The 23,618-nt window shown below is 61.7% G+C and carries 21 protein-coding genes and 1 other RNA gene; 2 read left to right on the top strand and 20 right to left on the bottom strand.

Annotation, left to right across the window (positions count from 1 at the left end; all coding sequences use genetic code 11):
• Window positions 1–96: 96 nt before the first annotated feature.
• On the top strand, window positions 97–609 hold the full coding sequence (locus ACP7DE_RS24550; protein WP_426074547.1) for a DciA family protein: 513 nt from the start codon (window positions 97–99) through the stop codon (window positions 607–609).
• A 125-nt stretch (window positions 610–734) separates the two neighbouring features.
• Here the strand turns inward: ACP7DE_RS24550 and lpxC are convergent, their stop codons facing one another.
• The 3 genes from lpxC to ACP7DE_RS24535 all read right to left on the bottom strand — a co-directional run bounded on the left by lpxC (window position 735) and on the right by ACP7DE_RS24535 (window position 3,512).
• On the bottom strand, window positions 735–1,670 hold the full coding sequence (lpxC, locus tag ACP7DE_RS24545) for a UDP-3-O-acyl-N-acetylglucosamine deacetylase (RefSeq protein WP_426074546.1): 936 nt from the start codon (window positions 1,668–1,670) through the stop codon (window positions 735–737).
• A 75-nt stretch (window positions 1,671–1,745) separates the two neighbouring features.
• Window positions 1,746–2,588: a DMT family transporter gene (locus ACP7DE_RS24540; RefSeq protein WP_426074584.1), complete on the bottom strand. Its 843-nt coding sequence runs from the start codon at window positions 2,586–2,588 to the stop codon at window positions 1,746–1,748.
• Window positions 2,589–2,738: 150 nt separating this feature from the next.
• Complete coding sequence (locus tag ACP7DE_RS24535; protein WP_426074545.1) at window positions 2,739–3,512, bottom strand: helix-turn-helix transcriptional regulator; 774 nt, start codon at window positions 3,510–3,512, stop codon at window positions 2,739–2,741.
• Between the two features lie 104 nt (window positions 3,513–3,616).
• Here ACP7DE_RS24535 and ACP7DE_RS24530 point away from each other — a divergent pair, with 104 nt between their 5' ends.
• Window positions 3,617–4,384 (top strand): class I SAM-dependent methyltransferase, encoded by a 768-nt coding sequence (locus tag ACP7DE_RS24530; protein WP_426074544.1) that lies wholly within the window; start codon window positions 3,617–3,619, stop codon window positions 4,382–4,384.
• A gap of 48 nt (window positions 4,385–4,432) precedes the next feature.
• Here the strand turns inward: ACP7DE_RS24530 and ACP7DE_RS24525 are convergent, their stop codons facing one another.
• The 17 genes from ACP7DE_RS24525 to rnpB form a co-directional block, all read right to left on the bottom strand.
• Complete coding sequence (locus tag ACP7DE_RS24525) at window positions 4,433–4,939, bottom strand: peroxiredoxin (protein WP_426074543.1); 507 nt, start codon at window positions 4,937–4,939, stop codon at window positions 4,433–4,435.
• A 223-nt stretch (window positions 4,940–5,162) separates the two neighbouring features.
• Window positions 5,163–6,371, bottom strand: a complete 1,209-nt coding sequence (gene ftsZ / locus ACP7DE_RS24520) for a cell division protein FtsZ (RefSeq protein ID WP_141171799.1) — start codon at window positions 6,369–6,371, stop codon at window positions 5,163–5,165.
• A gap of 154 nt (window positions 6,372–6,525) precedes the next feature.
• On the bottom strand, window positions 6,526–7,758 hold the full coding sequence (gene ftsA / locus ACP7DE_RS24515; RefSeq protein ID WP_010394955.1) for a cell division protein FtsA: 1,233 nt from the start codon (window positions 7,756–7,758) through the stop codon (window positions 6,526–6,528).
• A gap of 45 nt (window positions 7,759–7,803) precedes the next feature.
• On the bottom strand, window positions 7,804–8,622 hold the full coding sequence (locus ACP7DE_RS24510) for a cell division protein FtsQ/DivIB (protein ID WP_426074542.1): 819 nt from the start codon (window positions 8,620–8,622) through the stop codon (window positions 7,804–7,806).
• A 1-nt stretch (window position 8,623) separates the two neighbouring features.
• Window positions 8,624–9,592, bottom strand: coding sequence for a D-alanine--D-alanine ligase (locus ACP7DE_RS24505; RefSeq protein ID WP_426074541.1), 969 nt, complete (start codon window positions 9,590–9,592; stop codon window positions 8,624–8,626).
• A 1-nt stretch (window position 9,593) separates the two neighbouring features.
• Window positions 9,594–10,997 carry a UDP-N-acetylmuramate--L-alanine ligase gene (murC, locus tag ACP7DE_RS24500; protein ID WP_426074540.1) on the bottom strand — a complete coding sequence of 468 codons (1,404 nt, stop codon included), beginning with the start codon at window positions 10,995–10,997 and terminating at the stop codon, window positions 9,594–9,596.
• Window positions 10,998–11,007: 10 nt separating this feature from the next.
• Complete coding sequence (murG, locus tag ACP7DE_RS24495; protein WP_426074539.1) at window positions 11,008–12,102, bottom strand: undecaprenyldiphospho-muramoylpentapeptide beta-N-acetylglucosaminyltransferase; 1,095 nt, start codon at window positions 12,100–12,102, stop codon at window positions 11,008–11,010.
• Entirely contained in the window at window positions 12,099–13,310 is a 1,212-nt protein-coding gene (ftsW, locus tag ACP7DE_RS24490) for a putative lipid II flippase FtsW (protein ID WP_426074537.1), read from the bottom strand. Before ftsW ends, murG begins: the two co-directional genes overlap by 4 nt.
• On the bottom strand, window positions 13,310–14,866 hold the full coding sequence (murD, locus tag ACP7DE_RS24485; protein ID WP_426074536.1) for a UDP-N-acetylmuramoyl-L-alanine--D-glutamate ligase: 1,557 nt from the start codon (window positions 14,864–14,866) through the stop codon (window positions 13,310–13,312). Before murD ends, ftsW begins: the two co-directional genes overlap by 1 nt.
• The gene (gene mraY, locus ACP7DE_RS24480; RefSeq protein WP_426074534.1) at window positions 14,866–16,041 is read right to left on the bottom strand and encodes a phospho-N-acetylmuramoyl-pentapeptide-transferase; all 1,176 of its coding nucleotides are present in this window, start codon (window positions 16,039–16,041) and stop codon (window positions 14,866–14,868) included. Before mraY ends, murD begins: the two co-directional genes overlap by 1 nt.
• Before the next feature lie 2 nt (window positions 16,042–16,043).
• A complete protein-coding gene (locus tag ACP7DE_RS24475) occupies window positions 16,044–17,474 on the bottom strand; it encodes a UDP-N-acetylmuramoyl-tripeptide--D-alanyl-D-alanine ligase (RefSeq protein ID WP_426074583.1) in 1,431 nt (476 codons plus the stop codon).
• Window positions 17,475–17,497: 23 nt separating this feature from the next.
• Complete coding sequence (locus ACP7DE_RS24470) at window positions 17,498–19,006, bottom strand: UDP-N-acetylmuramoyl-L-alanyl-D-glutamate--2,6-diaminopimelate ligase (protein WP_426074533.1); 1,509 nt, start codon at window positions 19,004–19,006, stop codon at window positions 17,498–17,500.
• A gap of 8 nt (window positions 19,007–19,014) precedes the next feature.
• Entirely contained in the window at window positions 19,015–20,793 is a 1,779-nt protein-coding gene (locus tag ACP7DE_RS24465; protein WP_426074532.1) for a peptidoglycan D,D-transpeptidase FtsI family protein, read from the bottom strand.
• A complete protein-coding gene (gene ftsL, locus ACP7DE_RS24460; RefSeq protein ID WP_034748894.1) occupies window positions 20,793–21,062 on the bottom strand; it encodes a cell division protein FtsL in 270 nt (89 codons plus the stop codon). The genes ACP7DE_RS24465 and ftsL overlap by 1 nt, the downstream gene beginning before the upstream one ends.
• Complete coding sequence (rsmH, locus tag ACP7DE_RS24455; protein WP_426074531.1) at window positions 21,059–22,036, bottom strand: 16S rRNA (cytosine(1402)-N(4))-methyltransferase RsmH; 978 nt, start codon at window positions 22,034–22,036, stop codon at window positions 21,059–21,061. Before rsmH ends, ftsL begins: the two co-directional genes overlap by 4 nt.
• 9 nt (window positions 22,037–22,045) lie before the next feature.
• Window positions 22,046–22,474, bottom strand: a complete 429-nt coding sequence (gene mraZ / locus ACP7DE_RS24450; RefSeq protein ID WP_426074530.1) for a division/cell wall cluster transcriptional repressor MraZ — start codon at window positions 22,472–22,474, stop codon at window positions 22,046–22,048.
• 662 nt (window positions 22,475–23,136) lie between these two features.
• Window positions 23,137–23,491: RNase P RNA component class A (rnpB, locus tag ACP7DE_RS24445), an RNA gene on the bottom strand.
• Window positions 23,492–23,618 lie beyond the last annotated feature (127 nt).

Below are 23,618 nucleotides of genomic sequence, written 5' to 3'. Positions count from 1 at the left end.
GACATTTTCCATACTGTAAGGCAATACGACCGGCCAGCTTGCGCCGTACCCGCCGCCGCACTCGTCATGCGCGGGCGAGTGTGCTATGTTTCGGCCATGCGAACTCCCACTTATTCTCCGGCACCGCGCCGCGGCTACGGCTTTGCCCGTTCAGGCCCGGCCGTCACGGGCGCAACCGATTTTCTGCGTGGCAATGCGACGATGGCCTCCCTGATGCCCACCGTCACACGCCTGGCCGCCCTGCAAAAAGACTGTGCCAAGACCTTGCCGGCGATGTTCGAGCATTGCGACATCCTGCAATTCGAGGGCGGCCAACTGGTACTGGCCACGCCGAACGCGGCGCTGGCGGCCAAGCTCAAGCAACAATTGCCGAAACTGCAAGGGGAACTGGAAAGGAAGGGCTGGCAGATTTCAGGCATCAAGCTGAAAGTGCAAGTCATTAAGAGCATCGCGCCCATCGTGCATACGCGGGCGCTGGTCTTGCCGGAAAAAGCCATGACGGCCCTGGAAGAGCTGAGCACGGCCCTGCCGGCGTCGAAGCAGAACGAACAACTGATCGCGGCGCTGCGCAACATGGTGCGCCACCACCGCGAACCTGGGAACACCTGAGAAAAAGTCCATGGCGGCGTTGCATTGCCTGGCCGTACTATTCGTACTGCCTGCGGCAATGCGCCTTGCCCTGAACATTTTTCAGGCGCTCCCGTCGAAGACCTATTTAAAAATAGAAAAAATCGTCAAGTCAGGGACCACTCGCGCTCCATCTGGCGTAAGTAGGATTGCGGCGCTGCCTCGTTGGTATCGAACGAGACGATTTCATACGCGTCCGGCTGTTCCAGCAGCGCCAGCAGCAGCTGGTTGTTCAGCGCATGACCCGACTTGTGCGCCGTGTAATACGCGAGCAAGGGGTGGCCCACCAGGTACAGGTCGCCGATGGCGTCGAGTATCTTGTGGCGCACGAACTCGTCTTCATAGCGCAAGCCATCGGCATTGAGGATGCGGTACTCATCCATGACGATGGCGTTTTCCAGCGAACCGCCACGCGCCAAGCCCATGCCACGCAAGCTTTCCACGTCCTGCATGAAACCAAAGGTGCGCGCGCGCGCCACGTCGTGCACATACGACACGTCGCCAAAGTCGACGGAGGCGCGCTGCATCGTGCCATCGACGGCCGGATGGTTGAATTCGATGAAGAAATCGAGCTTGAAGCCGTCGTACGGCGACAAGCGCGCCCATTTCTCCGCATCACCCTTGCCGTGACGCACTTCCACTGGCTTGATGACCTTGATGAATTTCTTCGCCGCCTGCTGCTCTTCCACGCCAGCCTGCTGCAGCAGATAGACGAAGGACGAGGCGGAACCGTCCATGATGGGAATTTCTTCCGCATTCACGTCGATAACCATATTGTCGATGCCCAGGCCAGCCGCCGCCGACATCAGGTGTTCCACGGTGGACACCCTGGCGCCGTCCTTGATCAGCACGGACGCCATGCGCGTATCGCCCACGGCCATGGCGCTGGCGGGAAACTCGACGATGGGATCGAGGTCGATGCGGCGAAACACGATGCCCGTGTCGATCGCGGCAGGACGTAAGGTCAGTTCCACCTTGGTGCCAGAGTGCAAACCGACACCGATGGTGCGGACCAGTTGTTTGATAGTGCGTTGTTTTAACATCTGTCGATTATATCCAGTTGCGGGATTTTCGTTGCGACGCGGCATGGGTCACGCCAGAAAAACCACATCCGGCCATCATGGATGTTCGCTTTCCGCATGCACGGCTTCGCGCCGCACCAGGTAAATGCCGCTGCCGATGATAATGGCCGCGCCGATCAAGGTGTACTCGTCGGGCAAGGCGCGCCACAGCATCCAGTCCAGGGCCATGCCCCAGGCCAGGGCCGAGTATTCGAACGGCGCCACGCTGGACGCCTTGCCAAAGCGAAAGGCCTCCGTGATGGCCAGCTGGCCCAGGAAACCACTGACAGACAAGCCTGCCAATAGCCACCAGTCTTCGCGGCGTATGCTCACCCACTCGTGCGCCGACAGCGCTACGCCACCGATGGCCATCATCACCATCAGCCAGAAGACCATGCTTTCGCTGGCGTCCGTGCGGCTCAGGATGCGGCCCGTGACGGCGGAAATGGCGTAGCAGGCGGCAGAACCCAGCACGGCCAGGCCGGCCAGCGAGAAAAATCCCGAGCCATCCGGACGCAGTGCCACCAGCACCCCCAGAAGACCCACGGCGATGGCGCACCAACGCGCCAAGTCGACTTTTTCTTTCAGGATAAACACCGACAGGACCGTGATCAGCAAGGGCGCGATGAAGAACAGCGCATATGTCTCGGCCAGCGACATGCGCTTCAAGCCGTAAGCAAACAGGGTAATCATCAGCACGCCCAGCGCGCCGCGCAGCAAGTGCAGCGGCCAACGCACCTTCAGCACATTCTTGAAGGCGCCGCGGTACAGCAGGTACAAGCACACGAGCGGCAGGGATGACAGGGCACGCAAGGCCGTCACCTGCATGGGGGGGTAATGGGCGGACAGCAGCTTCATGGCCGTGTCCATCAGGGAAAACATGGCGACGGCGATCAGCATCACATAGATGCTGCGCAGGTTTTCATTGCGGGGTATCAGGACAGACTCCTGGCGAAAGAGCGGGACCGTCATCATGGCGACGGCCGGAGCCAGGACAGCATGGCAAGGCCAAACGGTCGGCCAGATTATAGCAAGCCCGGCCGTTTCACCTTATGACGCAGGCAATAGCATCACCAGTTTCAATTCATGCTGGCGCGCCAGGTGCGAGGTCACCTGGTGATAGCCAAGCAGGCCCTGTTGTGGATGTTGGAACTGGCGCAAGCCGCCATCGCGGCCCTGCACCTGCTGCGCACCCCACCACTGGCGAAATTCAAGACTGGCGTTGGCCAGTTCGGCGATCAGGCCGGCCAGCGGTGCCTGATCCGCTTGCCGGCCGATATCGGCGCGGAACTCCGCCACCAGGCGCTGCGCCCGCTCGGGCCAGCCGACGACCAGCTCGCGCGCACCCGCATCCAGGAACATGAAGCGCAGCTGATTCGGCGCGGCCGCTTCGCCATGCAGCCAACCCTTGAACAGCGTGGATGCCGCCCCATTCCACGCCACGGCATTCCATTCCCGGTCCAGGATATACGCGGGCGCGTCGATGGCGGCGACGATGGCAGCCAGCTCGGCCGCCGCAGGCCCCCCGCCCTCGCCTGTGCCATGGCTGGGGTCATGCTTGTCGGCCACCTCGAACAGATAGGCGCGCTCGGCCGCGCTCAGTTGCAGCACCTGCGCCAGGCGGGCCAGCATCTTGGCCGAGGCCGACACGGGCCGCCCCTGCTCCAGCCACGTCAGCCAGGTAGGACTGACCTCGCATAGTTGCGCCAGCTCTTCGCGCCGCAAACCGGGCGTGCGCCGGCGACCGCCACCGGGTAAGCCGGCCATGGCGGGCGTGACGGCTTCGCGCCGGGCACGGATGAATTCAGCGAGTTTGCTCGACATGATGTGGATGCATGGTAGTAGATATACCAGTATAAGTTATGGTCTTGTTACAGGATAATTTTATCCCTATTCTGCAGGAACTCACCCATCAACAGGAGAAAACCATGCAGCAGCACGATGTCGTTACCGAACAGTTTGGCAAGACGGCCAATGCCTACCTGAGCAGCGCGATACACGCACAAGGTGCCGACCTGGTGCTGATGCAGGAATGCGCACGCCGCCATGGCAAACCGGTCGTGCTGGACCTGGGCTGCGGCGCCGGCCACGCCAGCTTCGCCGTCGCCCCTGTCGCGCACGCGGTCGTCGCCTACGACCTGGCGCAGCCCATGCTCGACGTGGTGGAACACGCCAGGGTGCAGCGGGGCTTGCACAACATCAGCACGCAGCAGGGCGACGTGGCCCGTTTGCCGTTTGCCGACGCCAGCTTCGACATGGTCGTCACGCGCTTTTCCGCGCATCACTGGAACGACGTGGCAGGCGCGCTGGCCGAAGCGTGGCGCGTGCTGCGCCCGAACGGCACTTTGCTGGTGGTCGACATCGTCGCGCCGAAAACGGCCCTTTACGACAGTACCTTGCAAGCGGTGGAAATGCTGCGCGACGCCTCGCACGTGCGCGACTACCGTACGTGCGAATGGGGCGCCAAGTTCGACAACGCGGGCTTTACGCACAGCTTGCGCAGCGTGTGGAAACTGACGATGCAGTTTGACGAGTGGGTGGCGCGCATGCGCACGCCAGGCGAACGCGTAGCGGCCATCCGCAACCTGTTCGATGGCGCGCCCGAGGAAGCGCGCAGGTATTTCGCGCTGCAGGACGATTATTCGTTCAGCATCGATGCGGCCATGTTCGAGGCGACGAAACCGCAGGTGCAGTAAACGTAAAAACGGCGCCGATGGCGCCGTTTTCATGCGAACAGGAAGCGCTTAAGCCAGTTGGCCCAGCAGCGTTTCGGCATTCGACACTTCAAACTTGCCGCCCTGCTCGATGTTCAATTGCGTCACGACGCCATTGTCGACCAGCAGCGAGTAGCGCTGCGAGCGCGTGCCCATGCCGTGCTTGGAAAAATCAGCGTCCAGGCCCAAGGCCTTGCTGTAGGCGGCATTACCGTCAGCCATCATGCGCACCACGCCAGTGGCTTTCTGGTCGCGGCCCCAAGCGCCCATCACGAACGCGTCGTTGACGGAGATGCACCAGATTTCATCGACGCCCGCAGCTTTCAGCTCGGCAGCGTGCTGCACATAGCCTGGCACGTGCTGTGCGGAGCAGGTCGGGGTGTAGGCGCCTGGCAGGCCGAAGATGGCGATCTTCTTGCCCTTGACCAGGTCTTGCACGTTGAACGTGTTCGGGCCCAGTGCGCAACCTTCGGTTTCGCTTTCGATGAATTCAGCCAGGGTGCCTTCTGGCAGGGTGTCGCCGATCTTGATGGTCATGTTGACTCCTTGTGTACTGTCGGTTAAGGACGCCGCCCGCGCCATGCTGCGAACAACGCCCGTGATCTGGTTCTGCCGGCATGATGCCGACACTGCGCGATAGTATGCCTGACTTGCCATATTTATGCAGAAAGTGAGCGGAAAGGCAAAGGCAAAAGTCAAAAACCGGCAAAAAAAACGGCGACCCTCAGGCCGCCGTCACGCTTGCTTGCATCAATTCGCCTTAATCCGCTTGTTTGCGCAGGAAGGCGGGAATGTCATACGTCTCCATGCCATTCTTTTCCATCGCGCGCACCTGCTCGGAAGCCGATTCGCGGCGCCATACTGCCGGCGCCTTCATGCCGTCGAAACCGGCTGCCGGCGTGGCCACGCCAACCGTCGTCGTCGCCGCCTGCGCGCTACCCATGGCAGCCGATGGCGTCAACGGGCTGTTATGGGTGCCGGTGCGCAGCACTTGCTGCGGTACCAGCTGGATGTTTTTCTTCGCGCGGCCCAGGCCCGTGGCCACCACGGTGACGCGGATGTCGTCGCCCATGGCGTCATCGTAGGCGATACCTTGCGCGATCGACGCGTCCGGCGCGGCAAACGCGCGCACGGCAGCCATGACTTCCTTGATCTCTTTACCTTTCAAGCCACGGCTGGCCGTGACGTTGACCAGCACGCCGCGCGCGCCGGAGAGATCAATGCCATCCAACAGCGGCGAAGCGACAGCCTGTTCGGCGGCGATGCGCGCGCGGTCGACGCCGGAAGCGGTCGCCGTGCCCATCATGGCCTTGCCCTGCTCGCCCATGATGGTTTTCACGTCGTTGAAGTCGACGTTGATATGACCCGGTACGTTGATGATCTCGGCAATACCGGCCACCGCGTTATTGAGCACATCATCGGCATGCTGCATCCATTCCAGCATGCTTTCATCTTCGTAGATCTCTTCCAGCTTTTCATTGAGGATGATGATCAGCGAATCGACGTGCAGGGACAGCTGCTCCAGGCCTTCGTCGGCGATGTCCATGCACTTCTGGCCTTCGTACGAGAATGGCTTGGAGACCACGGCGACCGTGAGCGCGCCCAGTTCCTTGGCCACTTCGGCCACGATAGGAGCGGCACCCGTGCCCGTACCACCACCCATGCCGGCGGCGATGAAGACCATGTGCGCGCCGCGCAGCGCATCGGCGATGCGTGCGCGCGATTCTTCGGCCAGCTGGCGACCGACGGCAGGCTTCATGCCGGCGCCCAGACCGGTATCGCCGATCTGGATGATGTTGTGGGCCTTCGATGTCGACAGGGCCTGTGCGTCGGTGTTGGCGGCAATGAACTCCACACCCGACATGCCTTTGTTGATCATGTGTTGGACTGCATTGCCACCCGCACCGCCGACGCCGACGACCTTGATGACGGTACCTAAAGCTGTGTTATCGACCATATCGAACTCCATGATGTGCTCCTATCAGATGCGGTTTCCAAGCGCCAGGCCTCATATTGGTAGGAGAACTGGAGATTGAAAACTGCGGTTAAATATAAAATAAAGTTATGTGTGTGTACCTGCGATGCTGCCAAAAAACCTGTGCTGCCGGGCGTAAATCAAGCCCTTAAAAATTCCCTAAAAACCATTCCTTCATGCGCTGCCAGACTGCCTTCACCGAGCCGTCCTGACGCGTCACGATGTGGCCGCGCAGGTATTGCTTCTTCGCCTCCAGCAGCAGGCCCAATACCGTGGCATAGCGTGGACTGCGCACCACGTCGGCCAGCTGGCCCCGATACTCGGGCGTGCCCAATCGCGCCGGTTTGAGGAAAATATCTTCTGCCATTTCCACCATGCCAGGCATGATGGAGGTGCCGCCCGTGAGCACAATGCCCGACGACAGCACGCCTTCATAACCGGATTCACGCACCACCTGGTGCACCATCGCGAACAGCTCCTCGACGCGCGGCTCGATCACCGCCGCCAGCGCCTGGCGCGACAGGTTGCGCGGGCCGCGGTCGCCCAGGCCTGGCACTTCCAGCGATTCGCCGGGATCGGCCAGGACCTGCTTGGCCACGCCATAGCGGATCTTGATTTCTTCCGCTTCTGCGGTCGGAGTACGCAAAGCCATGGCGATGTCGTTGGTGATCTGGTCGCCGGCGATGGGAATGACTGCCGTATGGCGGATCGCGCCATCGGAGAACACCGCCACATCGGTCGTGCCGCCGCCGATGTCGATCAGCACCACGCCCAGTTCCTTCTCGTCTGGCGTGAGCACCGCATCGGCAGACGCCATCGGCTGCAAGATCAGGTCCGACACTTCCAGGCCGCAGCGGCGCACGCACTTGACGATGTTCTGCACTGCCGACACGGCGCCGGTGACGATATGCACCTTCACCTCCAGGCGGATGCCGCTCATGCCGATAGGCTCGCGCACATCTTCCTGGCTGTCGACGATGAACTCTTGCGGCACTGTGTGCAGCAATTGCTGATCGGTCGGAATGTTAACCGCTTTTGCCGTCTCGATGACGCGCGCCACGTCGGTTGCCGTCACTTCCTTGTCCTTGATGGCCACCATGCCGCTGGAATTGAAGCTGCGGATATGGCTGCCCGCAATGCCCGCGTAGACATTGCGGATCTTGCAGTCGGCCATCAGTTCGGCCTCTTCCAGCGCGCGCTGGATGGACTCCACCGTGGCCTCGATATTGACTACCACGCCTTTTTTCAGGCCCTTCGATTCGTGCTGGCCCAGCCCGATCACCTCGTGGCGCCCGTCGGACATCACTTCGGCTACCACCGCCACCACTTTCGAGGTGCCGATGTCGAGACCGACGATCAGGTTTTTCGCGTCTTTTGTCATTTCTGTCGCCTAATTTTTTGGGCTATTGCTAAATTGATGATTAAGTTAAGTCGGTTTTTTAATCGGACTGCCATTTTTCTTCTTGATCGCCGCTGCCGGCTTGCCGTCCTTGCCTTCGGCCGGTATCACCAGGCCGGCGGAACTGAGCGCCAGCCCATTCTGGTAACGCATATCGATCGTGTCGATATTTTCCAGCCGGCTCGCCAGTTGCGGGTAGATGCCCACCAGCCGATCGACCCGCGCCTTCAGGGTCGTATGATTCTGCTCGCGCCCCAGCGCCACGCTCATGCCATTATCCAGTTTCACGGTCCATGCATAGCGACTCGACAACGACAGGGTTTCCGGCACCATTCTCAAAGGTGCAAACCACTTTGCCAGCTGCACATAGGTGGCCAGTACTTCCTTCTCGCTGCCATCGGGGCCGGCGAAAGCAGGCAGTTCATGATCATCTTCGGCCTCAGCCACATTGGCCGTAAACACGTCGCCTTTGACCGACAGCAGGCGTCCATCCTCGCCCCAGGTACCCAGCGCTTCGTGTTCTTCCAGCGCCACGATCAGCTGGTTCGGCCACTCGCGTCGCACGCTGGCGCGGCGCACCCAAGGTACCGATTCGAACACGCCGCGCACGCTTTCCAGGTTGGTCGTGAAGAAATTGCCCTTGATGCGGCCCATGGTGCCGCTACGCAGGGTCAGGTAATTCACGTGGCGCAGACCCTTGTCATCCACGCTTTCCACCTTGATCGTGCGCAGGTCGAACATGGGACGCTGCGACACCCACCAGACGCCGGCGGCCACGCACACGACCAGAACCGCGGCGAGCAAGCCGTTGGCAGTCGTATTCAGGCTTTTAGCGTCATGCCACATATCAGTGCTGTCCCTTGTGCATTTTCAGACGCGCGCCAGCGACGATTTCCAGGCACAGGTCTTCATAGCTGATGCCCACCGCGCGCGCCGCCATCGGCACCAGCGAGTGGCTGGTCATGCCGGGCGAGGTATTCACTTCCAGCAGGAACAGCTTGCTGTCGGCCGCGCGCATCAGCACGTCCACACGTCCCCAGCCTTCGCAGCCGAGGGCACGGTAGGCTGCCACGGCGATACGCTCCATTTCCGCCACGATTGCCTGGTCCAACTGCGGCGGACAAAAATACTGCGTGTCGTCCGTGAAGTACTTGTTCTGGTAATCGTAATTGCCTTGCGGCGCGACGATTTCGATCGGCGGCAGCGCGCGCGCCGTGGCGCCTTGGCCCAGGATCGCCACGGTGAATTCGCGGCCCTTGATGAATTCCTCGGCCAGCACCGAATCATCGAGGCCGGCGGCGATATCGTAGGCCGCCTGGAAGGCGGATGCTTCGTTGACCGTGGTGATGCCGATGCTCGAACCTTCATGCGGCGGCTTGACGATCAGCGGCAAGCCCAGTTCCGCGGCCACCTTGGACAGGTCGGAGCTGTCATTCAGCACCGCGTACTGCGGCGTCGGCAACTGGTGCATCAGCCAGATCATCTTGGTATAGACCTTGTCCATGCCCACCGCGCACGCCATCACGCCGCTACCCGTGTAGGGGATGCCCAGTTGCTCGAGCGCGCCCTGCAGGCTGCCGTCTTCGCCGAAGCGGCCGTGCAGCGCGATGAAGACGCGGTCAAATTGTTCAGCGGCCAGTTCGGCTAGGCTGCGTTCGCCCGTGTCGAACGCATGCGCGTCCACGCCACGGCTTTTCAGTGCAGCCAGCACGCCCGTGCCGGACATCAGCGACACTTCGCGCTCGGCCGAGCTGCCGCCGAACAAGACGCCGACCTTGCCCAATTGTTTAACGTCGATAGCTGAAGCTTGGTTCACGTCAGGCCTTTACAGTGTGAGATTGATACGTTGTCAGTTGCTGCGGGATGCCGCTGATCGAGCCCGCCCCCATGGTCAGCACGACGTCACCGTCGCGCGCCACGCTCATGATGGTGTCGGCCATGTCCCTCATGGACTCGACGAAAATCGGTTCGATCTTGCCGCGCGCGCGCAGCGCATGCGCCAGGGCGCGGCCGTCGGCGGCGACGATAGGCGCTTCGCCGGCCGCATACACTTCGGATAGCAGCAGCACGTCGGGCGCACCCAGCACCTTGACGAAATCCTCGAACAGGTCGCGCGTGCGGCTGTAGCGGTGCGGCTGGAAAGCCAGCACCAAGCGGCGGCCAGGATAGGCAGCGCGCGCAGCGGCCAAGGTCACTTCCGTTTCCACTGGATGGTGGCCGAAATCGTCGACTAGCGCAAAGGTGCCGCCGTTCGGCAGCGCCACGTCGCCATAGCGCGTAAAGCGTCGGCCCACACCGGAAAACTCGGCCAGGCCCTGCTGCGTCGCACTGTCGGCGATACCAATTTCGCGCGCGATGGCGATCGCCGAGCAGGCATTTTGCACATTGTGCATGCCAGGCTGGTTCAACACCACGTCGAGATCAGGATAGCCTTCCTGCAGCACCGTGAAATGCATTTCCAGGCCCACGGCGCGCGCATTGATGGCGCGCACTTCGGCGTCTTCCGCGAAACCATAGGTGGTGACCGGCTTGGTGACGAACGGGATGATGGCGCGTACGTGCGGATCGTCGATGCACAGCATGGCACGGCCATAGAAAGGCAGACGGTGGGTGAACTGCACGAACGCCTGCTTGAGCTTTTCAAAATCGTGCTCGTAGGTATCCATGTGATCGGCGTCGATATTCGTGATCACTTCGATCATCGGCGTCAGGTTCAGGAACGAGGCGTCCGACTCATCGGCTTCGGCCACCAGGTAGTCGCCCGAACCTAATTTTGCGTTAGCGCCGGCACTGGTCAGGCGTCCACCGATCACAAAAGTAGGATCGAGGCCGCCCTGCGCCAGCACCGAAGCGACCAGGCTGGTGGTCGTCGTCTTGCCGTGCGTGCCGGCGATGGCGATGCCGCGTTTCAAACGCATCAATTCACCGAGCATCACGGCGCGCGGCACCAGCGGGATCTTGCGCGCACGCGCGGCCACCACTTCCGGATTGTCTTGCGGGACGGCGCCCGACGTCACGACCGCATCAGCGTCGCCGATGTTCTCGGCCGCGTGGCCGAGCATGACAGTCGCGCCCAGACTCGCCAGGCGCTGCGTCGCCGCATTGCTGCCCAGGTCAGAGCCCGACACCTTGTAGCCCAGGTTGACCAGCACTTCGGCGATGCCGCTCATGCCACTGCCGCCAATGCCGACAAAATGGATATTGTTTACTTTATGCTTCACAGAGCTAACCTCATGCCAGTTTTTCCAATACGTTTGCGATCGCCTCATTGGCGTCGCGCTTGCCTGCTACCAGTGCCGCTTGCGCCATCTGCTGGCAGCTGTCGCGCGTCAAAGACGCCAGCATCGCGCTCAGCGACGCCGCACTCATTTCCGTCTGCGGCAAATGAATCGCCGCGCCCTGCTTCGCCATCCATTGCGCATTGTCGCGCTGGTGGCTGGTGGTTGACGCCACCAGCGGCACGAGTACGCTAGCCACGCCGGCCGCCGTCAATTCCGACAGGGTGATCGCGCCAGCGCGGCAAATCACCAGGTCGGCCTCGGTATAAGCCTTGGCCATGTCGTCGATGAAATCGACCACATTGGCCCGCACGCCCGCGTGCGCATACGCGGCATGCAGGGCGTCGATATTCTTCTTGCCCGACTGGTGCGTCACCAGCGGGCGCTCGCCCTCCGGCATCAAGGCCAGTGTAGCGGGCAGATTGTCGTTCAGCGCTTTCGCGCCCAGGCTGCCGCCCACCACCAGGATGCGCAGCGGCCCGCTGCGGCCCGCAAAGCGGGACGCCGGCGGCGCCATGGCGAGGATCTCGGCGCGCACGGGATTGCCCGTGACGACGGCCTTGCCCGCAGCGCTGCCGAAATCGGCGGGAAAACCGAAGCAAACCTTTTGTGCCAGCGGCACCAGCGTCTTGTTCGACAACAGCAGCGCCGCGTCGGCATTGACCAACACCAGTGGCACGCCCTTCAGGCGCGCCATCAGGCCGCCCGGCACGGTAACGTAGCCGCCCATGCCCATCACCACGTCCGGCTTGCGACTGGCGATGAAACGACGGATGGCAAAAAAACTGGCCAACATCTTGAAGCCGCCTTTGAACGTATGCGCCAGACCCTTGCCGCGCATGCCGGAGAACGCAATGGCATCCATGGGAATGCCGCTTTTCGGCACCAGTTCCTGCTCCATGCCATGGGTCGTGCCCAACCAGCTCACTTCCCAGCCACGCGCGCGCATCGTCTGCGCTATCGCCAGGCCCGGGAAAATATGGCCGCCGGTACCGGCCGCCATGATCATCAGTCTTTTCGTCGTTTTCAAGTTCGTCACGTTGTTCATAGCCGGCCTCCGCGCATCAGGATCCGGTTTTCGTAATCGATGCGCAGCAAGATCGCCAGGCCGATACAGTTAATCAGTACGCCCGTGCCGCCATAACTCATCAGGGGCAAGGTCAGCCCTTTTGTCGGCAGCAGGCCCAGGTTCACGCCCATGTTGATGAAGGTCTGCACGCCGATCCAGATGGCGATGCCTTTCGCCGTCAGTCCCGCGAAGGTCTGGTCGATGGCGATCGCCTGGCGGCCGATATCGAACGCGCGCTTGATAATCCAGTAGAACATGCCGATCACGATCAGGACGCCCACCAGCCCCAGTTCCTCGCCGATCACGGCCAGCAAAAAGTCCGTATGCGCTTCGGGCAGGTAGTGCAGTTTTTCCACGCTGCCGCCCAGGCCCACGCCAAACAGTTCGCCGCGCCCGAAGGCGATCAGCGAGTGCGTCAGCTGGTAGGCCTTGTTGAGCGCATTGTCTTCCTGCCACGGATCGAGATACGCAAAAAAGCGCTCGCGTCGGAATTTCGACAAGGCGATGATGGTGACGAAAATCGCCGTCAGCATGGCGCCGATGCCACCGAACCAGATGGCGTTGACGCCGCCCAAAAACAGGATGCCCATGGCGATGCAAACGATCACGCCGAAAGCGCCGAGATCTGGCTCCATCAAAAGCAGCAGGCCGACGAAACTGACGGCCAGCGCCATCGGCATGAAGCCCTTGGTCAGCTTGTGCATGTATTCCTGCTTGCGCACCGTGTAATCGGCAGCGTACAGCACCATCACTACCTTCATCAGCTCGGACGGCTGCGGCCGCAGGCCCGGCAGGTTCAGCCAGCGGCGGCCGCCGTTGACCGACACGCCCAGGCCAGGTATCAGCACCATCACCAGCAGCACCAGCGTGCCGATGAACAGCCACGGCGCCATCTTTTGCCAGGTGGCCACGGGAATGCGGAACACCAGCGCGCCGACGATGATCGACACGCCGATGAACAGCCCCTGGCGCACGACGAAATAATTGTTCGTGTAGGCGGCAAACTTGCGCGCATCCGACAGCGAGATCGAGGCCGAATACACCATCACCATGCCCAGCAACATGAGCAGCAGGACGACCCACACCAGTGGCTTGTCATAGTCCATCATCTTCGACTGCCGCGCGCGGCTATCCAGCGGCTTGGCAGCCGAGCCGGAACCAAAGCTGAAGGGCAGTTGGAAGGCCATCAGATATCCTGTCCGTTTTCCAGTGCGATATCGCGCACGGCGTCGACAAACACCTGCGCGCGGTGCGCATAGTTCTTGAACATGTCCAGACTGGCGCAGGCGGGCGACAGCAGCACTGCATCGCCGGCCAGGGCCAGGCTGCTGGCGCGCTTGACCGCTTCCGGCAAGGTGGCGCAATCGACGATGTCCACGCCAGCCGGTTCCAGGGCCGCGCGCAGGGCGGGTGCATCGCGGCCGATCAGCAACACGGCACGCACGTAGCGCGACACGGGTTCGGCCAGCGGCGAGAAATCCTGCCCCTTGCCGTCACCGCCGGCGATCAGTACCAGGCGCTGTTCCGCGCCGCCAAACGCCTTGCCCAGGCCGAACAGGGCGGCCACTGTCGCGCCCACGTTGGTGCCCTTGCTGTCGTCGTAGTATTCGACTTCACCCACGGCCGTGATCAGTTCCACCCTGTGCGGCTCGCCCTGGTATTCGCGCAAGCCATGCAGCAATGGCGCGAACGGCAGGCCGATGGCGCGGCACAGGGCCAGCGCTGCCAGCGCATTCGAGGCATTGTGCTGGCCACGGATTTTCAGCGCATCGGCCGGCATCAGTTTCTTTGCCATCGTCGGCACCGGTTCCGGTGCCGGATCGTTCTTCCTGCGTTTTTTCTCGATGACTTCTTCACTGGGCACGGCTTGCGCCAGCCAGAAGATACCCCGTTCATTGACCAGGCCAAAGCTGTCCACGTCAAGCGGCTCGCCCGTGCCGAAGGTGATGGTTTCCGCAAGCGGGTCGGCCATGTGCATCACGGCAGCATCGTCGCGGTTCAGGACGCGCACGGTCTGGTCGCCGAAGATGCGTGCCTTGTCAGCGGCATACGCAGCCATGTCGCCATGCCAATCCAGATGATCCTGCGACAGATTCAATACCGTGGCCGCATCGGCCTGCAGGCTGAACGTCGTGTGCAGCTGGAAGCTGGACAGTTCCAGTATCCACGCTTGCGGCAAGGTGCTGGCGACCGGTTCCGCCGCTTCAGCCTCTGCATCCACCGGCAGCGGCGCCGGTTCCGCATCGAGCACCTCGCGCAGCACGTCCAGCGCCGCCGGGCTGATATTGCCGGCCACGCGCGTGGCCAGGCCTGCGCGTTCGCACAGCAGGCCCACCAGGCTGGTCACCGTCGTCTTGCCATTCGTACCCGTGATGGCGATCACTTTCGGCGCATAGCCGCGCTCCGCCTTCAACGCCGCCAGCGCCTGCGCGAACAGTTCGATCTCGCCCCATACGGGGATATTTTTTTCCAAGGCGGCCGGCGCAATATGCGCCAGTTCGCGCTGCGGCGCCAAGCCGGGGCTGACGGCAACGAAATCGACGCCGTCGAGCAGGTCGGCCGTGAAGGCGCCGGCGATGAACAGCGCCTGCGGCACGGCGGCCTGCAAGGCAGCCAGGCGCTCTGGTGCCTCGCGCGTATCTGCCACGCGCACGCTGGCACCGCTGCGGGCCAGCCACAGGGCCATGGCCAGCCCCGACTCCCCGAGGCCCAGTACCAGTGCGGTTTTAGCGTCGTACATCATCAGCGCAGCTTCAAGGTGGTCAGGCCGAGCAGCACCAGCATCATGGTGATGATCCAGAAACGCACGACAACCTGCGTCTCTTTCCAGCCTTTTTGTTCAAAATGGTGATGCAGTGGCGCCATCAGGAAAACCCGGCGGCCAGCCCCATAGCGCTTCTTGGTGTACTTGAACCAGACGACCTGGATAATCACGGACAGCGTTTCGACGACGAAGATGCCGCCCATGATGAACAGGACGATTTCCTGGCGCACGATGACGGCGACGGTGCCCAACGCGCCGCCCAGCGCCAGCGCGCCCACGTCGCCCATGAACACTTTCGCGGGATGCGTGTTGTACCAGAGGAAGGCAAGGCCGGAACCGGCCAGCGCGCCGCAGAAAATCACCAGTTCGCCGGCACCCGGAATATGCGGAATGAACAGATAGCGCGCATAGGTCGCATTGCCCGTCAGGTAGGCGAACAGGCCCAGGGCCGTGCCCACCATCACGGTCGGCATGATGGCCAGGCCATCGAGACCGTCCGTAAAGTTGACGGCATTACTGGTGCCGACGATGACGCAGTAAGTCAGCGCGATGAAGCCCCACACACCCAGCGGATAGCTGATGGTTTTAAAGAAGGGTACGATCAGATCGGCCTTGGGCGGCAAGTCCATGGCAAAGCCGGACTGCACCCAGGCGTAGATCAAATTCCACACCTGACCCGCGTCGGGTTCCGACACGGAGACAGAAAACGCCAGGTAGAAGGCGGCGGCGATGCCGATCAGCGACTGCCAGAAGTATTTTTCGCGCGAGCGCATGCCTTCCGGGTCCTGGTGCACCACCTTGCGGTAGTCGTCAGCCCAGCCGACGGCGCCAAAGCCCAGCGTGACAATCAGCACTGGCCAGATAAAGCGGTTCGACAGGTCGGCCCACAGCAGGGTGGAAATGCCGATGGCGATCAGAATCAGCACACCGCCCATGGTGGGCGTGCCGTGTTTTTTCAGATGCGTCTGCGGACCGTCCGTGCGCACGGCCTGGCCGACCTTCATGCGCGTGAGCATGCGGATCACGGCGGGACCGGCGCACAGGCCGATCAAAATCGCCGTCAGGGTGGCGAAGACGGCGCGGAAAGTGATGAAGTTAAAGACCCGCAATGGGCCAATGTCGTCCTGGAAATAATGAGCGAGCCAGAGCAGCATGATTAGTGAGCTTCCTTGTTATTGTTGTTTGAACCAATCAAATGCTGCACGGCCCGTTCCATTTTCATGAAGCGGGAGCCCTTGATTAATACTGTTGCATCCGAACGGCCGGACAAATGCGCATCAAGCGCCGCCAGCAAGCCGTCGAACTGTTCGAAATACTCCACGACCGTGCCCGATTCCTGGCTGGCGGCAGCCTGCGCCGGATTCACCAGATGGCGCGCCAGGCAGCCCGTCGCCAGCACGTATTCGATGCCTTTGATGGCGGCGTAGGCGCCGATCTCTTCGTGGAACTGCTGCCCCTGCGTGCCGACTTCGCCCATCTCGCCCAGCACCAGGATGCGCGGTGCCGCGGCCTGCGCCAGCACATCGATGGCCGCGCGCGCCGAATCCGGATTGGCGTTATACGTGTCGTCGATGATGGTGGCGCCGTTGGCGGCACGTTTTTTCTGCAGGCGGCCGTTCACTGGCGCGAACGCCTCCAGGCCCTGCTTGATATGCTCGATGGCGATGCCCGCGCCAACGGCGCATGCCGCCGCGGCCAGCGCATTGCGCACATTATGGTCGCCCGCTGCCTGCAAGCCGACAAAGAACTGGCGCAGGCTGCCGTCCTGCGCGCGCACGCTAACGAACATGTCGCTGCCAAAATCCTCGGCCGCGCGGTGCGTGCAGCTCACGTCGGCATCTTTCGACAGGCCGAACGTGATGACGGCGCGCGCGCCGGCCAGCTCGCGCCACAGGGGCGTGAATTCATCGCCATGCGGGAAGACAGCTACACCGTCATCGCCCAATGCTGCCAGCGCCGCGCCGTTCTCGCGCGCCACCGCTACCACCGTGTGCATGAATTCCTGGTGCTCGCGCTGCGCGTTGTTGACCATCGCCAGCGTCGGCGCGGCGATCGCCGCCAGGCGCGCGATTTCGCCAGGATGGTTCATGCCCATCTCAATGACGGCCGCCTTGTGCCCGGCACTCAGGCGGAACAGGGTCAATGGCACGCCGATTTCATTATTCAGGTTGCCGCGCGTGGCCAAGCGGGCTTCTTCGCCAAAGGCCGCCGCCAGGATGGACGAAATCATCTCCTTGACAGTGGTCTTGCCATTGCTGCCGGTGACGCCGATGACGGGCACGCTGAAACGGCGGCGCCAGTGATGCGCGATGCGCCCCAGCGCGACTAGGGAATCGGCGACCACGATGGCCGGCACCTTGCTGCTGTCCCAGCCTGCGGGCAGGCGCTCGACCACCACGGCGGCAACGCCACTGGCGGCCACCTGGTCGAGGAAGTCATGCGCGTCGAAACTCTCACCGCGCAGGGCGACGAACAGCGAGCCCGCTGGCGCGCTGCGGCTGTCGGTGGAGACACCATCAAAAACGGCGTCGCCCGTCAGCTGCGCGCCATGCAGGGCAGGCATCAACTCGGCCAGGCTTGCGTGCATGGGATGATGAATAAGCTGGTCCATCAGTTCGTCCTCATCATGGTCAGGCGCGCGGACAGGGCCAGTTGCGCATGATCGGCATCGGAGAACGGCAGCTTCTTGCCCTTGATTTCCTGGTACGGTTCATGGCCCTTGCCCGCCAGCAGGATCACGTCCGGCTTGGCCGCGTGCTTGATGGCCGACAGGATGGCCGCAGCGCGGTCTTCGATGGCCTGCGGCTGCGGGCCGTCTGCACGCATGCCAGCGACGATCTGCGCGATGATGGCGTGCGGGTCTTCGCTGCGCGGATTGTCACTGGTGACCAGCACGTGATCGGCCAGCTGCGCGATGGCGCCCATCTGCGGACGCTTGCCAGGATCGCGGTCGCCGCCGCAGCCAAACACGCACCACAGCTGGCCACCCCGTTCTTGCGCCACCTGGCGCAAGGCTGCCAGGGTTTTTTCCAGTGCGTCCGGCGTATGCGCGTAATCGATGACGACCATCGGCGCCTCCTGTCCGCCCACCTGCTGCATGCGGCCAGGAGCCGGCTGCAGGGATTCGATGCCGTCGATGGCGGCGCGCAGGCCGGTGCCATGCGCCAGCAACGCACCCAGCACGGCCAGCGCGTTACTGATATTGAAGTGGCCCACGAGCTGCGTTTTGACCAGCGCCACGCCCAGCGCGCATTCCAGGTGGAAGTCGGTACCGGCATTGCGGCTGCGGAACTGGCTGGCGCGCAGCATCAGCACGCCCGGCAGGTCCGGCTGGCTGGCCGCAGCCTGCAAGGTATAGCCGATGACCGGATACTCGCCCGCCAGCTTGCCATCCACGTGGCGCGCCAGGCGCAAGCCCATGGCGTCATCGAGGTTGATGACAGCCGTTTTCAGGCCGGGCCAGTCGAACAGCTTGACTTTGGCCGCCTCGTAGGTGGCCATGTCACCGTGGTAATCAAGATGGTCGCGCGTCAGGTTGGTAAACATGGCGACATCAAAATGCATGCCGGCCGCGCGCTCCTGATCCAGGCCGATCGACGACACTTCGATGGCAACAGCCTTGGCGCCTGCGTCGCGCATGGCGGAGATTTTACGCGCCAGCAGCACCGCGTCGGGCGTGGTGTAGCCGGTCACGTCGAATTCGATGGCGCCGCGCGGCTTGCACAGGCCCACGCCCAACGTGCCGATGACGGACGAGGTTACACCCAGGCGTGCCAAGGCCTGCGCCAGCCATAGCGCACACGAGGTCTTGCCATTCGTGCCCGTCACGCCGGCGCTGAACATGGCGCTGTCGGGCATGTTGTAAAAGGCGTGGGCGACAGGGCCTGCCTGACGTTTCAGGTCGCTGACCAGCAGATGCGGCACATTCCATGCGGCGTTCCATTCAACGGCGTCATGCACGATGGCGGCGGCGCCCTGCTGAATGGCGGTGTCGATGAATTGGGTGGCGCCCGCGTAGGCAAAAAACACGTCGCCGCGCTGCACGCGGCGCGAATCGGACGTCAGCTGCCCGGACGGGGCAGCCGCTTTGATCCACAAACTGATGTCTTGTATGGTCATGAGTGACTTCACATGGCCTCCGGGCCGGCATTGGCCGGGACCACGATTTCGGTAACGGAGGAATCGGGCGGTACGTTCATCGCGCGCAGCGCGTTGGTTGCAATCGCCGCGAAAGCGGGAGCGGCGACCTGGCCACCGTAGTGATACAGGCCGGTCGGTTCATCGATCATCACCGCGATGATGAAGCGCGGCGCCGACATCGGCACCATGCCGACGAAAGAGCCGATGTATTTGCGCGGCATCGCATAGCGGCCGTTTTCCACCTTGTAGGCGGTGCCCGTCTTGCCGCCGACGCGGTAGCCGGCGACCTGCGCGCGCTTGGCCGAGCCGTGCGCGCCGGAGACCACCAGCTCCAGCATGGCGCGCATGTCGGCGGCCGTCTTCGGCTTGATCACTTGCTGGCCCACGGGCAGTTCATTGACCTTTTGGAACGACAGGGGAATCGTGTCTCCGTCGCGCGCGAACATCATGTAAGAACGCGCCAGCTGGATCAGCGAGACGGAAATGCCGTTACCGTAGCTCATGGTGGCCTGTTCAACCGGGCGCCACGATTTATACGGACGCACGCGGCCAGCCACAGCACCGGGGAAGCCCCATTTCGGCTGCTGGCCGAAGCCCACCTTGGTAAACATCTCCCACATTTCCTGCGACGGCATGCCCAGCGCAATTTTCGAGGTGCCGATGTTCGACGACATCTCGATGATTTCGGAGACATTGATCACGCCGTGCGGCTTGGTATCGGTAATCGTGCGGTCGGCGATGGTGTAGCGGCCCGGCCCCGTATCGATCAGGGTGGTCGGCTTGACGCGGCCCGTGTCGAGCGCCAGCGAGACCGTGATCGGTTTCAGGGTCGAACCGGGTTCAAACGTATCGGTCATGACGCGATTACGCAGCTGCTGGCCCGTGAGCTTGCGGCGGTCGTTCGGGTCGTAGCTGGGGTAATTGGCCAGGGCCAGCACTTCACCCGTGTGCACGTCAAGCACGACGGCGCCGCCGGCCTTGGCGTTGAATTTTTCCACCGCTTCCTTCAATTGCGTGAAAGCGATGTACTGAATCTTGCTGTCGACGGAGAGGGTCAGGTCCTTGCCATCATGCGGTTCGTGGATGAAGCCGATGTCTTCAACGATGTGGCCCAGGCGGTCCTTGATCACGCGGCGGCTGCCGGTAGTGCCGACCAGGGTTTTCTGCTGCGCCAGTTCCATGCTTTCCTGGCCCACGTCTTCCACGTTGGTAAAGCCGACCACGTGGGTCATCACTTCGCCCTGTGGATAGAAGCGCTTGTATTCCTTGCGCTCGTCGATGCCGTCGATGCCCAGCTTGGAGATTTTGTCGGCCACGTCCATCTCGACCTGACGTTTCAGGTAAACGAAGCTGCGGTCCGAATCGAGCTTCTTGCGCAATTCGTTGACGTTCATTTCCAGCAAACCGGCCAGCGCGTTGATTTTCTCGGGCGACGCCTGCAGCACGTCGTCGGGGATGGCCCAGATGGCCTTTACGGGCACGGACGACGCCAGTACCTGGCCGTTGCGATCGGTGATCTTGCCGCGCGTAGCAGGCAGCTCCAGCGTGCGCTCGTAGCGCGCCTTACCCTGCTTTTGCAAAAACTGTGTCGACACGCCCTGTAGCCACAGGGCGCGCACGCCCAGGCCGGCGAAAGCGAAGAACAGCAGGAACAGCACGACGCGCGAACGCCAGACGGGCAGACGCACTGCCAGTACGGGGTTCTTCGAGAATGGCACGCCTTTCGATGCAGCCACCCGGCCGTTGCTGTTACCGCCCAACTTCATTATTCACCCTCCGTCAGGTATTGCGTACGCGCCGCCGTCAGCGGCGTCATGCTCAGATCGCGCCGTGCAATCGATTCGATGCGTTCATGCTTGCCCAAAGTGGACTGGTCAAGCTGCAGTTGCGCCCAATCGATGTCGAGCTGGCGCGACAGCGCTTGCGCGCGCTCCAGGTCGATCAGCAGGTGGCGCGACTGATACTGCGCGTTCACCAGCGACAGGCCGCAGCACACCAGCAGGGCCGACAGCACGACACACAGCTTGCCAGTCATCGGGAGCCGCCATTGGCAGGGACGACCAGCGGCAGGCGCTGCGCCACGCGCATCACGGCCGAACGCGAACGGGGATTACCCTCGATCTCGGCGTCGGACGGCTTCATCTTCAAAATCAGCTTCATTTCCGGCTGCGGCAAGTCCACCGCGCGGATCGGCAGGCGGCGGTCTGGCTGCTCCACGTTCGCCTTCGAGGCGAAGAAGCGCTTGACCATGCGGTCTTCCAGCGAATGAAAGCTGATCACGGCCATGCGCGCGCCGGGCGCCAGGCAGGCATACGCCTGATTCAGACCGATCTCGAGATCCTCGAGCTCTTTGTTAATGAAAATGCGTATGGCCTGAAAGGTGCGGGTAGCGGGGTCCTTACCCTTCTCGCGGGTCTTGACGGCGCCTGCCACGATGCCGGCAAGCTGTCGTGTGCTTGAAATTGGCTGGACTGCCCGGCCAGCAACAATCGCCTTTGCAATCTGAAAAGCAAACCGTTCTTCCCCATAATCGCGTATCACTTTCTCTAAATTCTGCTCGGTTTCCACCGCCAGCCATTCGGCTGCGGAGATGCCGCGCGTGGTATCCATGCGCATGTCCAGCGGTCCGTCGTTGCGGAAGCTGAAACCGCGCGCCGCATCGTCGACCTGCGGCGACGAGATGCCCAGATCGAGCAAGATGCCGTCCACCTGTTGCACGCCACGCGCGGCCAGGCTGGCCGTCATGGTGGCAAAGCTGTCATGGACGATTTCAAAGCGGGGATCGCCGATCTGTTCGGCCGTGGCGATGGCTTGCAAGTCCTTGTCAAAGCCGATCAGGCGCGCGTCGGACGCCAGGCGCGACAAAATCAATCGGCTATGCCCGCCGCGGCCAAACGTGCCATCGACGTAAATGCCGTGCGCGCGGTCGCCCGACAGGTCGAGCGCATCGACCGCTTCATCGAGCAGCACCGTGCGATGCTGAAATTCCGGCACCGTGAGTTGTGTCATTACGGAGCCTTAGAAAGAAAAATTGGAAAGTACATCGGGGGTGCCGGCATCGATCGCCTGCTGTTCTTTGTCGGCCAACTTGGCGGCATCCCATATTTCAAAGTGACTGCCCATGCCGATCATCATGACTTCGCGCGACAGCCCCACGGCGTTGCGCAATTCGGGCGAGATCAGCACGCGGCCGGCCGAGTCCAGCTCGACGTCAACGGCGTTGCCGAGGAAGATGCGCTGCCAGGCGCGCGCCGACATGGGCCAGGCGGCGATTTGCTGGCGGTGGCTTTCCCACACGGGACGGGGGAAAAACAACAGGCAGCCATCGGGGTGTTTGGTCAGGGTCAAACGGCCTTCGCATTGAAGCGCCAGCGCGTCACGGTGCTTGGCAGGGATAGACATCCTACCTTTGGCATCGAGATTGATTGCGGACGCGCCTTGAAACACGGAAGACCTTTTTTGAGCTTGGGTTGCGACGCTTACGCATCACGATGAAAAGGGAAAAATTCCCACAAAAACACACTTTTTCACACAGTTGCCCACTTTAGAGGAAGCAAAGATAGTGGTCAAGCGGTTTCCGATTGGCAAAACAGGAATTTTATTAATGAAATTAAGGACTTAGCGCATATCGTTGAAGGAGTCTCAAATAAAAATATATCGATAAATTAGATACTTATGAAAGATAGTGAATGTGCTACCTCATCTGCACACATGTGTTTTCCTACCGTAAACATCGAAAAAAACGAAATCGAAAAATTGAATTTTTTACAGTTAGTTGACACATGACAATAGTTTCGTCATCCAGGCACAACAATAATCAGTCGCCGCAAAAGACTTGGTTTAAAGCAAAAAAAATTCGCCCATGGCGCGTACCGCGCCTGTTTTCCGGGGCTGGCCTGTCGCAAAAAAACTATTTTTGCAACGCAGCAATTAATTAAGAAGAGGAAACTTTAACCAATTGTTCATCTTAGTTGTATATACAACTTTATCTTAACTGCTATACTTTTAGAAACAAAAAAAGCCCCGTTGCGGGGGCTTTTTTTGGCGGCGCGCAGCAGGAAAACCGCTGCGGTCGATACACTCCCCGGCAGGCCGGGAAGTAAAAATTCAAGTGAAGCAAGCCGGTAGGCCGGATTTTGTTACGGCGCCTTCCCTTGCAGGTTGGCACTATGACAGTCATTCCTCTAGGCGCCAAATTACTCGGGCGCTCAAGCTTTCTACCCGCACGCTCCGCGAGCAGCATCATCGCGTGCCTATTTGAAATTGCACCAGGTGGAGGTTACCGCGTTTCACCGTAACTTAATACGCTCGTCTCTGTGGCCCTATTCCTCGCCTTATACCATGGGCTAACTGCGCTTGCGGCTTTCAGCGGACGGCCGTTAACCGTCACCCCGCTCTATGGAGTCCGGACCTTCCTCCCGCCAGCGCATTGCTGCGCCGGCCAGCGACTGTCTGGCCTGCTTCACCCGCATTGTACCGCGCCGCAGCATGTTTCTGCAAAAAGGCCTGTGCAGGCCCCTCGTTGCCGCTCCCTCCCAGTCCGGGGGATTGTGTAATTCGGTGTCGCCATTTCAAAAGCCGGGCCAAATCG

The organism is Janthinobacterium sp. DSP2-3-3 (genome assembly GCF_049897325.1).
In the GTDB taxonomy this organism is placed as follows: domain Bacteria; phylum Pseudomonadota; class Gammaproteobacteria; order Burkholderiales; family Burkholderiaceae_D; genus Janthinobacterium.
This window is presented reverse-complemented; position numbering and strand designations above follow the sequence as displayed.

Excerpts from the sequence above, each read along its gene's own strand:
- ACP7DE_RS24510 (WP_426074542.1), bottom strand. The coding sequence starts at position 8,622 with ATGTGGCATGACGCTAAAAGCCTGAATACGACTGCCAACGGCTTGCTC.
- rsmH (WP_426074531.1), bottom strand. The coding sequence starts at position 22,036 with ATGACACAACTCACGGTGCCGGAATTTCAGCATCGCACGGTGCTGCTC.
- ftsW (WP_426074537.1), bottom strand. The coding sequence starts at position 13,310 with ATGGCCTTCCAACTGCCCTTCAGCTTTGGTTCCGGCTCGGCTGCCAAG.
- ACP7DE_RS24535 (WP_426074545.1), bottom strand. The coding sequence starts at position 3,512 with ATGTCGAGCAAACTCGCTGAATTCATCCGTGCCCGGCGCGAAGCCGTC.
- ACP7DE_RS24550 (WP_426074547.1), top strand. The coding sequence starts at position 97 with ATGCGAACTCCCACTTATTCTCCGGCACCGCGCCGCGGCTACGGCTTT.
- murG (WP_426074539.1), bottom strand. The coding sequence starts at position 12,102 with ATGAACAACGTGACGAACTTGAAAACGACGAAAAGACTGATGATCATG.
- murD (WP_426074536.1), bottom strand. The coding sequence starts at position 14,866 with ATGATGTACGACGCTAAAACCGCACTGGTACTGGGCCTCGGGGAGTCG.
- lpxC (WP_426074546.1), bottom strand. The coding sequence starts at position 1,670 with ATGTTAAAACAACGCACTATCAAACAACTGGTCCGCACCATCGGTGTC.
- ACP7DE_RS24465 (WP_426074532.1), bottom strand. The coding sequence starts at position 20,793 with ATGAAGTTGGGCGGTAACAGCAACGGCCGGGTGGCTGCATCGAAAGGC.
- ftsA (WP_010394955.1), bottom strand. The coding sequence starts at position 7,758 with ATGACAAAAGACGCGAAAAACCTGATCGTCGGTCTCGACATCGGCACC.
- ACP7DE_RS24540 (WP_426074584.1), bottom strand. The coding sequence starts at position 2,588 with ATGCTGATCGCCGTCGCCATGTTTTCCCTGATGGACACGGCCATGAAG.
- ACP7DE_RS24530 (WP_426074544.1), top strand. The coding sequence starts at position 3,617 with ATGCAGCAGCACGATGTCGTTACCGAACAGTTTGGCAAGACGGCCAAT.
- ftsL (WP_034748894.1), bottom strand. The coding sequence starts at position 21,062 with ATGACTGGCAAGCTGTGTGTCGTGCTGTCGGCCCTGCTGGTGTGCTGC.
- ACP7DE_RS24525 (WP_426074543.1), bottom strand. The coding sequence starts at position 4,939 with ATGACCATCAAGATCGGCGACACCCTGCCAGAAGGCACCCTGGCTGAA.
- ftsZ (WP_141171799.1), bottom strand. The coding sequence starts at position 6,371 with ATGGAGTTCGATATGGTCGATAACACAGCTTTAGGTACCGTCATCAAG.
- mraY (WP_426074534.1), bottom strand. The coding sequence starts at position 16,041 with ATGCTGCTCTGGCTCGCTCATTATTTCCAGGACGACATTGGCCCATTG.
- ACP7DE_RS24475 (WP_426074583.1), bottom strand. The coding sequence starts at position 17,474 with ATGCACGCAAGCCTGGCCGAGTTGATGCCTGCCCTGCATGGCGCGCAG.
- ACP7DE_RS24470 (WP_426074533.1), bottom strand. The coding sequence starts at position 19,006 with ATGACCATACAAGACATCAGTTTGTGGATCAAAGCGGCTGCCCCGTCC.